The organism is Flavobacterium sp. R1_16 (assembly GCF_057652095.1).
This window is the reverse complement of the sequence record NZ_JBYFCG010000001.1, coordinates 527353-539166: the sequence shown is the minus strand read 5'-3', so window position 1 is coordinate 539166 and position 11814 is coordinate 527353. Positions and strand designations below refer to the sequence as shown.

Annotated in this window: 10 protein-coding genes; 9 read left to right on the top strand and 1 reads right to left on the bottom strand. The window is 34.6% G+C overall.

Annotation, left to right across the window (positions count from 1 at the left end; translation table 11 throughout):
* On the bottom strand, positions 1-2676 hold the full coding sequence (alaS, locus tag AC23L6_RS02395) for an alanine--tRNA ligase (RefSeq protein ID WP_487560702.1): 2676 nt from the start codon (positions 2674-2676) through the stop codon (positions 1-3).
* Positions 2677-2850: 174 nt separating this feature from the next.
* On the opposite strand from alaS, the gene AC23L6_RS02390 reads away from it, so the two are divergent.
* From AC23L6_RS02390 to chrA, 9 genes are all read left to right on the top strand, one after another.
* Complete coding sequence (locus tag AC23L6_RS02390) at positions 2851-3828, top strand: peptidoglycan DD-metalloendopeptidase family protein (RefSeq protein WP_487560701.1); 978 nt, start codon at positions 2851-2853, stop codon at positions 3826-3828.
* Positions 3828-4160, top strand: a complete 333-nt coding sequence (locus AC23L6_RS02385) for a MerR family transcriptional regulator (protein WP_487560700.1) — start codon at positions 3828-3830, stop codon at positions 4158-4160. Before AC23L6_RS02390 ends, AC23L6_RS02385 begins: the two co-directional genes overlap by 1 nt.
* Positions 4161-4204: 44 nt before the next feature.
* The gene (locus AC23L6_RS02380; RefSeq protein WP_487560699.1) at positions 4205-4798 is read left to right on the top strand and encodes a LemA family protein; all 594 of its coding nucleotides are present in this window, start codon (positions 4205-4207) and stop codon (positions 4796-4798) included.
* Positions 4799-4883: 85 nt separating this feature from the next.
* The gene (locus AC23L6_RS02375) at positions 4884-5321 is read left to right on the top strand and encodes a TPM domain-containing protein (protein ID WP_487560698.1); all 438 of its coding nucleotides are present in this window, start codon (positions 4884-4886) and stop codon (positions 5319-5321) included.
* Positions 5321-6124, top strand: a complete 804-nt coding sequence (locus AC23L6_RS02370) for a TPM domain-containing protein (RefSeq protein ID WP_487560697.1) — start codon at positions 5321-5323, stop codon at positions 6122-6124. Before AC23L6_RS02375 ends, AC23L6_RS02370 begins: the two co-directional genes overlap by 1 nt.
* A 95-nt stretch (positions 6125-6219) precedes the next feature.
* Positions 6220-6633, top strand: a complete 414-nt coding sequence (locus tag AC23L6_RS02365) for an RrF2 family transcriptional regulator (RefSeq protein ID WP_487560696.1) — start codon at positions 6220-6222, stop codon at positions 6631-6633.
* Positions 6634-6886: 253 nt separating this feature from the next.
* Positions 6887-9478, top strand: coding sequence for a TonB-dependent receptor (locus tag AC23L6_RS02360; protein WP_487560695.1), 2592 nt, complete (start codon positions 6887-6889; stop codon positions 9476-9478).
* Between the two features lie 204 nt (positions 9479-9682).
* Entirely contained in the window at positions 9683-10426 is a 744-nt protein-coding gene (locus AC23L6_RS02355; protein ID WP_487560694.1) for a DUF2490 domain-containing protein, read from the top strand.
* Positions 10419-11747 carry a chromate efflux transporter gene (gene chrA / locus AC23L6_RS02350; RefSeq protein ID WP_487560693.1) on the top strand — a complete coding sequence of 443 codons (1329 nt, stop codon included), beginning with the start codon at positions 10419-10421 and terminating at the stop codon, positions 11745-11747. The genes AC23L6_RS02355 and chrA overlap by 8 nt, the downstream gene beginning before the upstream one ends.
* The last annotated feature ends 67 nt before the right edge of the window (positions 11748-11814 follow it).

Here is an 11814-nt window from a genome sequence, read left to right as displayed (position 1 = left end):
TTACTTCACAAATTCAACCGCTTTCGCTAAAGCTTCTTTGATACCATTCACATTCTTCCCTTTTCCTGAGGCAAAAAACGCTTGTCCTCCACCATTCCCTTCAATGTATTTCCCTAATTCACGAATTACATTTCCTGCATTTAAAGATTTTTCTGCTACCAATTCTTTTGAAATATAGCAGTGAATGTTTGGCATATTGTCTTCAACTGACGCTAAAAACACGAAGGAATTAGATTTTGCCGTTCCCAAAGCTTGCGCTAAATCTTTGGTGGCACTCATGGACAAATCAACTTGTTTTACTAGGAAATTCACCCCATTTATATCTTGAAATTCAGCCACTAAATTGTTTTTCAATCCGTCTACTTTTTCTTTTACTAACTGCTCAATTTGTTTTTTCAATTTGGCATTATCGTCTTGCAAAGTAGTAACCGATTTCAAAATATCTTGTGGATTTTTGAGAGTCTCCTTAATTTCAGTTAAAGTACTTTCTTGATTTTTATAAAACTCTTTCACGGCATCACCTGTAATAGCTTCAATACGACGAATTCCAGCAGCAACAGCACCTTCCGAAATGATTTTGAAATGCCAGATTTCTGCTGTGTTTTTCACGTGAATTCCTCCACAAAGTTCTTTGCTTTCTCCAAATTCAATCATACGAACGGTATCTCCGTATTTTTCTCCAAATAACGCCATTGCACCTTTATTCAAAGCCTCTTGAATTGGAATATTTCTGTATTCTTGTAATTGCAATTGGGCTTCAATTTGCTCATTTACACTTGCTTCTACCTGGCGCAATTCTTGATCGGAAACTTTAGAAAAATGCGAGAAGTCAAAACGTAAATAATTTGGGCTTACCAGCGACCCTTTTTGTTCTACATGTGTTCCTAAAATAGTTCTCAAAGCCAAATGCATCAAATGCGTAGCCGAGTGATTTTTGGAAGTTGACGTTCTTAAATCGGTATTTACTTTTGCTACAAATCCAGCTTCTACGTTTTCTGGAAGTTGTTTGGCGAAATGTAAGATTAAGTTGTTTTCTTTTTTAGTGTCGATAATTTCTATGGTTTCATTTGCCGAAACTAATGTTCCTTTATCACCCACTTGTCCACCACCTTCAGGATAGAACGGCGTGTTATCTAAAACAATTTGGTACAAAATACCATCTTTTTTAGAATCTACTTTACGAATTCTAGTGATTTTAACGTTGTTTTCGGTTTGGTCATAACCAACGAAAGTTTCTACGTTTCCATCAATTAAAACTTTCCAGTCGTCAGTAGTTACTTCTGAAGCTGCACGAGAACGCGCTTTTTGTTTTTGTAATTCGGTTTCGAATTCAGTTTCATTAAATGAATAACCTTTTTCTTTTAAAATCAAAGCCGTTAAGTCTTTCGGGAAACCAAACGTATCGTACAATTCAAAAACTTTTTCTCCCGAAACTTCTTTTCCAGATGTTTCAGCAACTACTTTATCTAATAATTGTAATCCTTGTTCCAAAGTTCTTAAGAAAGACGCTTCTTCTTCGCGAATTACATTGGTAACCAATTGTTGTTGCGATTTAATCTCAGGGAAAAATTCTCCCATTTGATTCGCTAAAACTTCCACTAATTTGTTGATGAAAGGTTCTTTCGTTCCTAAAAACGTAAATCCGTAACGAATCGCACGACGTAAAATTCTACGAATTACATAACCAGCACCTGTATTCGAAGGCAATTGTCCGTCAGCAATAGCAAAAGCTACCGCACGAACGTGATCTACAATTACACGAATTGCAATGTTGGTTTTGTTTTGTTCTTGAGATTGCTTCGCCAATTCGCTTTCGCTCGGGTCTTCACTATCGTTCAGAATGACATTATTCGGAGTATATTTTAATCCTGTAATTTGCTCTACTTTTTCAATTAGTGGTGTAAAAACATCGGTATCATAATTAGATGTCACGTTTTGCATTGCCATACACAAACGCTCAAATCCCATTCCAGTATCTACGTGTTGTGCAGGTAATTTTTCTAAACTCCCATCGGCTTTACGGTTGAATTCCATAAATACGTTGTTCCAAATTTCCACTACTTGCGGATGATCAGCGTTTACTAAATCGCGACCTGAAACGGCATTTCTCTCAGCATCGGTTCTTAAATCGATATGAATTTCAGAACATGGACCACACGGCCCTTGGTCGCCCATTTCCCAAAAGTTGTCTTTTTTATTTCCTAAAATAATTCGGTCTTCGGATACATATTGTTTCCAAATATCGAAAGCTTCTTGGTCAAAAGGTACATTCTCGGCAGGATTCCCTTCAAAAACAGAAACGTACAAACGGTCTTTATCTAACTTCAACACTTCAGTTAAAAATTCCCATGCCCAAGCTAAGGCTTCTTTCTTAAAATAATCACCAAACGACCAGTTTCCTAGCATTTCAAACATAGTATGATGATAAGTGTCAAAACCTACATCTTCTAAATCATTGTGTTTTCCTGAGACACGAAGACATTTTTGCGTATCGGCTATTCGCGGACTTTTTGGTGTTCCATTTCCTAAAAAGTATTCTTTGAATTGGGCCATTCCTGAGTTATTAAACATCAAGGTTGGATCGTCTTTTAGAACTATGGGTGCAGATGGAACAATTAAATGTCCTTTGGATTCAAAGAAATTGAGGTATGCTTTACGAATGTCTTGTGATTTCATTTCTAGAAGTATAGCGAATTTTATTTATTATTTGAACAGCTAAACAATTGATGATTCAACAATTAACCCTATCAACTTTAATATATTGTTAAAAAAAGAGTAGAACAAATGAAACATTTATTAAATTTGTTCGACAAACTATTTACAGTGAGCAAAAATAGGGTATTTTAAAATATGGGGAAAGTAAAATATTATTTCGATTCCGAAAATTTGGCTTACCGGAAGATTAAGACAAAAATATCAACGAAATTTGGAGTTGTTGCCTTGTTTTTACTTGCTTCTGCTTTGTTTGGATTTTTGAGTTTTGTAGTGTTATTAAACACTCCCTACTTTGAAACTCCAAAAGACCGTTTGCAAGCTCGAGAAATTGAAAATTTCAAACTTCGCTATGCTATTTTGAACAAAAAAATGGATCAAATAGACGAGGTATTGGGAAGTATTGAAGAACGTGACAACAATATATATCGTGTATATTTCAATACCTCACCCATTCCTGAAGAACAAAGAAAAGCTGGTTTTGGCGGTATTAATCGTTACAAAGAATTAGAGGGATACAACAACTCAGAATTAGTTATCAATACTTCTAAACGAGTGGATGTGATTTCTAAAGCTCTGGCAATTCAATCCAAATCCTTGGATGAAATTTTAAAATTGGCGAAAGAGAAAAATAATTTACTGGCCGCTATTCCTGCAATACAGCCCGTTAGAAATGAAAATTTAAAACAAGTTGCCTCTGGATTTGGTTACAGGAGCGACCCTTTTACTAAGGTGAGAAAATTTCACGAAGGAATGGATTTTTCTGCCAAAACAGGAACTCCTATATTCGCTACAGGTGATGGCGTAGTACAACGAGCGGATAACTCAGCATCTGGTTATGGCAATCACATTGTGATTCGGCATGGTTTTGGCTATGAAACCTTGTACGGTCACTTAAGCAAATACAAATGTAGAGTGGGACAAAGAGTAAAAAGAGGAGATATTATTGGATATGTGGGTAGTACAGGTCGAAGTGAAGCCCCTCATTTGCACTATGAAGTACACAAAAATAATGAAGTGGTCAATCCGCTGAATTTTTACTACGGAAATATTTCAGCAACAGAATATGTTGCCATATCAAAATTAGCAAACCAAGAAAACCAATCCTTAGACTAATGCACATAGAATTATCACCAGACAAAAGATACTACAGTATCGGCGAAGTAGCTAAAGCATTTGATGTTAATGCCTCATTAATTCGATTTTGGGACAAAGAATTTGATATTCTAAAACCGAAAAAAAATGCCAAAGGCAACCGAATGTTCACTCCTGAAGATGTAAAGAACTTGAAGTTAATTTATCATTTGGTCAAAGAACGTGGTTTTACTCTTGAAGGTGCAAAAACGCATTTAAAAGAAGGTCAAAAGAAAACTTTGGACAAATTTGAAATCATTAGCAAACTAGAAGCTATTAAAACGCAGCTAACAAATATTAAAAATCATCTATAAAAGTAATAAACAAAACTCAATACTAAACTTTAAATTAAATACAAATGGATTTTAAAAAATTTTTACCTTGGATTATCGCAGCAGTTGTACTCATTGGAATTTATAGCTGGGTGAAAGGAATCAATAATACTGCAGTAACACTAGGACAAACCGTAGAGCAATCTTGGGGAGATGTTCAAACCTCTTATCAAAGGAGAAATGACCTAATCGGAAATTTGGTCAATACTGTAAAAGGTGCTGCCGATTTTGAAAAAAGCACTCTAACCGCTGTAATTGAAGCTAGAGCAAAAGCGACACAAACTACGGTTGACCCAACAAATATTACTCCAGAACAATTAGCCGCATTCAACAAAGCACAAAGTGGAGTAAGTAGTTCTCTATCAAGGTTATTAGTTACTGTTGAACAATATCCTGATTTGAAAGCCAATCAAAATTTCTTGAAATTACAAGACGAATTAGCAAGCACTGAAAATCAAATTCTTACCGCTAGAACCCGTTTTAACGAAGCCGTAAAACCGTATAACACACATATCAAAACATTCCCAAATTCTTTATTTGCAGGTGTTTTTGGATTCAAAGAAAAAGCCTACTTCAATGCTGTTGAAGGTGCTGAGAAACCTGTTGAAGTAAAATTCTAAAAGACAAAATTACACGGATTCCACAGATTATCACAGGTTAAAATTTGTGATAATTTGTGTAATTAGTGGCGAAAAAAACATAACAATGTCAAAAGTTGAAGATTTTTTAACCAAAGAAGAAGAACAAGAAATTGTTGAAGCTATTCGTATGGCTGAAAAAGAAACTTCTGGCGAGATTAGAGTACACATAGAAAAAACAACTTCCATTGACGCATTTGTCCGCGCTTTGGAAGTTTTTCATTTATTAGAAATGGACAAAACAGCACTCAAAAATGGTGTTTTAATTTATGTTGCTGTAAAAGACAGAACCTTTGTAATCTGTGGCGACCAAGGTATTAATGAACTAGTTCCAAATAATTTTTGGGACGCTACCAAAGAAGTTATGGCAAGCCGTTTTAAAAATGGAAATTTTAAAGAAGGACTCATCGAAGGCATTACAAAAGCTGGAAACCAACTAAAAAAATATTTTCCTTATCAAGAAGGCGATACAAACGAATTATCTAACGAAATATCTAAAGGATAATGACTGTGAAAAAATTTAATTCTGCGCTATTTTTGAAGGTATTGGTTTGTTTTTTATTCGCACATGTTGGGTTTGCTCAGTATACTATTCCAGAAAAACCCGATTTTCAAACCTCAGTATACGACTATGCTAGTATTTTAAGTACAACTGAAAAAAGTCAATTAGAAGAAAAACTGATTAAATATTCTGATTCCACAACCACTCAAATTGTGGTAATTACCATACCTTCCTTAAAAGGTGAAGATGTAAGTCAATTGGCAACAAAATGGGGACAAACTTGGGGAGTTGGTGGAACTGCAAAAGATGACAATGGTGTTATTATCCTCTTAGCAAAAGATGAAAGGAAAATCGCAATAAATCCAGGCTATGGGCTTGAGGACAGATTGACAGCTGGAACTGGAGGCGAAATCATTAGAAATATCATTATACCAGAATTTAAAGCCGGGAGTTACTATAATGGCTTAGACAAAGGAACCGATGCTATCATAGATGTTTTTAAAGGCAAATACAAGGGGGAACGAAAACAAAATAAAAGTAAAGACTTTCCGGTATTACCCTTCATTATTATTGTGATCATACTTTTAGTTTTAATTTCAAGAAATAAAAAAGGAGGCGGGGGCAATTCAGGAAGTTTTGGCGGAGGACCAAGCTTAATGGATGTCATTATTTTAAGCAGTTTAGGAAGAAACAGCGGTGGTGGTGGTTTTGGTGGAGGATTCGGTGGCTCATCAGGTGGTGGCGGTTTTGGAGGTGGCTTCGGTGGTGGTGGATTTAGCGGTGGTGGAAGTAGCGGCAGTTGGTAACTTTCATCTTTCAAAAAATAGTATTATCTTAAATTTATATCGAACAAATAAAAATTTCACTAGATTTACTACATTATTTAAAGTAATCATTTCAAATGCTTTCACATAAAACCAAATATGCCCTAAAGGCGCTACTTTATTTAGCTCAACAAGAGGAAAATACTATCTCTAGAACTATAGAAATTGCAGAAGGAGCTAGCATTCCTAAAAAATTTTTAGAACAAATTTTATTGGATTTAAAGCGAGGTCATTTTGTGGGCAGTAAACAAGGAAAATTTGGTGGTTATTATCTTTTAAAATCAAAGGAGAGTATAACTTTAGCAGAAATTCATCGCTTTTTTGATGGAGCCATAGCTTTACTTCCATGTGCATCTATCAATTTTTATGAACCTTGTACAGATTGTAAAGAAGAGTCGGAATGCTTACTACGTCACGGTTTAATTGCTATTCGAAATGAAACTTTGAAAGCAATGGAGGGCATTACTATTGCCTCATTAGAAAAAAAATAATTTTTTTATTTAAATTCTACTTGTTTTATAGAATTAAAGAATTTATATTTGCCCTCGAATTTAAGTCACAATTAACAATTTAAAATTGAAAACGTATGACAACAAATGAAACTATGTTGAAATTAAATGAGAAGCAAAACACTAAATCAAATTCGAACACAATGAAGCAAAACAAACTATTTTGTATGATGTGCATGTGCAGTTAAAAAAATTTATTTTAAACTCTACTATTCACATATAATATATATAAATAATGAAATCAATATTTAAAACACTATCTTTTTTACTAGTATTCAATTACTCATTTGCTCAAACAAACATTGAGGGAATAGTAAAAACCTCAAATGATGCACCTATAGAAGGAGCAAATGTTATCCTTAAAGGAACAAAATACAGTACAACAACTGATGTTAATGGTAAATTTACTATAGACACGCATGATAAATTGCCTTTTTCCATTATCATCGCTCAAGATGGATACAAGACAGCTCAATTGGATTACACGGAATTACCCAAAAGTGAGCTACAAATCGTATTAGTAATTGCAAATCAACTCAATGATGTGGTTATTACCTCAAGAAGAAGAATTGAAAAAGCTCAAAACGTTCCAATTGCTGTATCAGTAATTGGCGGAAGACAAGCCGAAATAGCTGGAGCATTTAATGTGAATCGTTTGAAAGAATTAACCCCTTCGGTACAATTGTATTCTTCAAATCCGAGAAATACAACACTGAACATTCGTGGTCTAGGTTCTACTTTTGGACTTACAAACGATGGTATTGACCCAGGAGTTGGTTTCTATGTTGATGGTGTTTATTATGCTAGACCAGCTGCAACTACACTTGATTTTGTTGATGTTGATCAAATAGAAGTATTGCGTGGTCCACAGGGAACCTTATTTGGAAAAAACACAACTGCAGGAGCATTCAATATTACAACTCGCAAGCCAAGTTTTACGCCAGGAGCCACGCTTGAGTTGAGTTACGGAAATTACGGTTTCATTCAGGCAAAAAGTTCTGTAACTGGAGCCTTAACTAAAAAAATTGCTGGTAGATTATCATTCTCTGGAACACAACGAGACGGACTTCTTGAAAATGTTACTACTGGAAATTCTGTAAACGATTTAAACAACCAAGGAGTAAGAGGCCAATTATTGTATAAACCCACCGACGCCATTGGAATTACTTTAGCAGCTGACTTTACAAAACAGAGACCAGATGGTTATGCACAAGTTGTAGCCGGTGTAGCCCCTACCCTTCGTGATGGATATCGTCAATTCAACAATATCATCTCAGACTTAGGATATAAACTACCAAGTACCAATCCATTCGACCGTAAAATTGACACTGACACTCCATGGAGATCCAACCAAGATTTAGGAGGTGTATCTCTTAACGTTGAAGCCAAAATTGGAAAAGGAACTCTTACTTCAACCTCGGCATATCGTTTTTGGGACTGGGAACCTTCTAACGACAGAGATTTTACTGGACTTGAAGTACTTAAATTATCTCAAGCCACCTCAAAACACAGTCAGTGGTCACAAGAAATTAGATATGCTGGAGAATTTTCTTCTAAATTGAGCGGAGTATTTGGTGTATTCGCTATTGGACAAAAACTGCAAGCAGACCCTATACAAGTTGAAGAAGCGGGTAAAGATCAATGGCGTTTTTCTCAGGATGCTGCACCAGGAACTGCAAATGCTGCGTTATGGGCTACTCCAGGACTCTTGGATGGATATGGTATAAAAACCAAGAATACATTAGACTCATTTAGTGGAGCTGTATTTGGGCAATTGGATTGGAAAGTTACCGATTATCTTCACGTTCTTCCTGGTTTAAGATATAATTATGATAAAAAGGATTTGGATTACAGTAGACAAACCTTTGGTGGAGGCGATTTATCAGGATATGACGAAGCGACTAGAACAAAATTAATTGCATTGCGAAACAAAGTCTACTCCAATCAAGCATTTAAAGTGGATAATGAAGATACTAACTTTTCAGGAAATGTAACTGTTGCCTACAAACCATCTGATCGATTGAATGCCTATGCAACCTATGCCAGCAGTTACAAGCCTGTTGGAGTTAATGTTGGAGGAATACCTACAGACGCTAACGGTCCAATTACAGATCTTGCCAAAATAAAAGCAGAAGAAGTGAGTCATTATGAAGTGGGAGTAAAAACCAACCCTTTCAACAATACGATTCTTAATTTTTCCGTTTTTAATACTGATATAAAAAATTATCAAACCTTAGTTCAAAGTGAAGATGTAACTTTAAATCGTGGTTACCTAGCCAATGCAGAAAAAGTTCGTGTTCGTGGTGTTGAACTCGATGGTAGAATTACAGTTTCTAAAAATTTATCGTTCAACACAGCACTTTCCTATACTGATGGTCAATATGTAAGTTTCAAAAACGCACCACTACCCCTTGAAGAAACTGGATTAAAAGTAGATGGAAAACAAGTCTATTCTAAAGATATCTCTGGTGCTCAATTACCAGGAATCTCAAAATGGGCTGGAACATTAGGAGGAGATTTATCTAAAGACGCTAGATTCTTTGGAAATAAAGGAAAATTATTCTTTGCCATAGATTCTTATTCTCGTTCTTCATTTTCATCAAATGCAACACCTTCTAAATATTTAGTGGTAAAAGGATATAGCATCTTTAATAGCCGAATTGGCTTTAGAGCCTCAGAAGGATTGACCGTTTTTGTTTGGGGTCGAAATTTACTTGACAAAAACTATTTTGAACAATTACTACCAGCTGGCGGTAATGCTGGACAATATGCTGGTGTTTTGGGTGACCAAAGAACCTATGGAATAACGTTTAAATATGTTCTATAGTATTAACTAAAAAATAATAAGAAAAACAGAACCTTAGAAAGAAATGGTTCTGTTTTTCTAATAAAACCAATACCCTTAATTGAAATTTTCTTGAAGCATTACTGAATTTAAAAGTATTAAAAATAGTAATCGTAGTTTTGAAGTATCAATTAAATAATAAACTCGTTTTTTGTAGCATTTGTATAAATTTGCACAAAAAAATTAATGAAAATTTTCAAAATAGTTGTTGTTTTTATTTCAGTATGTAGTTCCAATGCTCAAACAAAAAAAAATATTGATAACCAAAACATTCTTTGGACAAGATATTACAATCAACTTATTTTAAATAATGCGTGGTCTATTCACACCGAATTTGATAACCGAGTATTTCTAAAACCTTTTCAGCAAAACCTATATGTTTTTAGAATTCAAGGGCGATATAAAATTAACGAAAAATTAGAAACAGGAATTGGCTATGCTTATTTTTCAGTCTCAACACAAGTTCCAGAGCTTACTTTTGATTTTCAAATACCCGAAAACAGAGGGCAACAAGATGTAACTTGGAAAGAAAAAATAAAAGGCATCACCATAAATCAACGATTTCAAGTGGAGGAACGATTTATTCATAATTCGAATAATCGAAGTTTACTTGATGGAACTACTTTTTTTTGGAGATTTAGATACCGCTTAATGGGAGATTATAACTTTTGGGAAAAAGAGGACAGAAAATTAAAGTTAATTGTTTATGACGAAATTATGTTCAATGCCGGAAAAAATATAGTGTATAATACCTTTGACCAAAACAGAATTTACTTTGGAGTACAATATGGTAATGAAAATCTAGCTGTTGAACTAGGTTATTTAAAAAGTTTTCAGCAACGCCCTAATGGAACTGATTATTTTAACAGAGATATTATTAGATTAAGTATTTTTCATAAAATAAATTGCATCAAAAAAAACAGTGACTAATAGCAAGACAATACAAAAGCCAACAATCAAAGAGACCATTTTGTTTTGGACAAAATTGGGCTTTATAAGCTTTGGTGGACCTGCCGGACAGGTTGCTATAATGCATGAATTTCTTGTTGATCAAAAAAAATGGATTAGTGACAGTAAATTTTTACATGCTCTAAATTATTGTATGATATTACCTGGTCCTGAAGCACAACAACTAGCAACATACATTGGTTGGATGTTACATGGCACTTGGGGAGGACTTGCTGCTGGAATTTTATTTGTATTACCCTCAATGTTTATTTTGTTGGGATTGAGTACAATTTACGTTACATTTGGGAGCCTTCCGTGGATTTATGCTCTGTTTGCTGGTTTAAAACCTGCAGTAATCGCTATAGTACTTGTTGCCCTTATTAAAATTAGTAAAAAATCTCTCTTAAGCTCCTTTCATTATTTTGTTGCTATTGCTGCTTTCGTTTTTATATTCTTTTTGAATATCCCTTTTCCTATTATTATAATTGGAGCAATTGTACTTGCAATACTATCCAGACGCACCTTTCCTTCTCTTTTTATAGAAAAAAACAACACGTCTACTCATGACATGATAGATGAAAGTGAATATTACATCAATAGTCATTCAATTACCACAAATAGTACATTCAACCCTTTAGGGCTTTGTAAACAAATTAGCCTAGGTATTATATTATGGTTCACCCCTATGACAATTTTATACTTAATTGTAAGCGATTTTGAATTTTGGTCAAAATTGTCGGTGTTTTTTACGAAAAGTGCGTTTGTAACTTTTGGTGGTGCTTATGCTGTCTTGCCTTATGTTGCCCAAGTAAGTGTTGAACAATTTCATTGGTTAACAAATTTGCAAATGATTGACGGTCTCGCTCTTGGAGAAACAACACCCGGCCCATTGATTATGGTTTTAGCATTTGTGGGGTTTATGGCTGGCTACAATCATTTTGAAAACTCCGTTTTTATGGGCACACTCGGTTTACTTCTAACTACTTTTTACACTTTCTTACCATGCTTTCTTTTCATATTCATCGGTGCTCCTATTATCGAAAGAACTCACAAAAACAACAATCTGAAACAAATACTTTCAATTGTCACTGCAGCTGTAGTAGGTGTAATTCTAAATCTAACGGTTTATCTCGGAAAAGTAGTTCTATTCCCAAAAGATTTTGCATTAAATAGTCTTGACCTTAGCTCATTGGTGTGGACAATAATTTCGTTTGTTGTTCTGCATAGGTTCAAAATTGATATTATCCTCTGGATTGGTATTAGCGCAATTTTTGGAGTACTACGAAACTACTTTTTACAATAAAGGAATTTATCAAAAAAAAGAGATTGTTTACACAATCTCTTCCTTACTAATAAAATAATTATCAAAA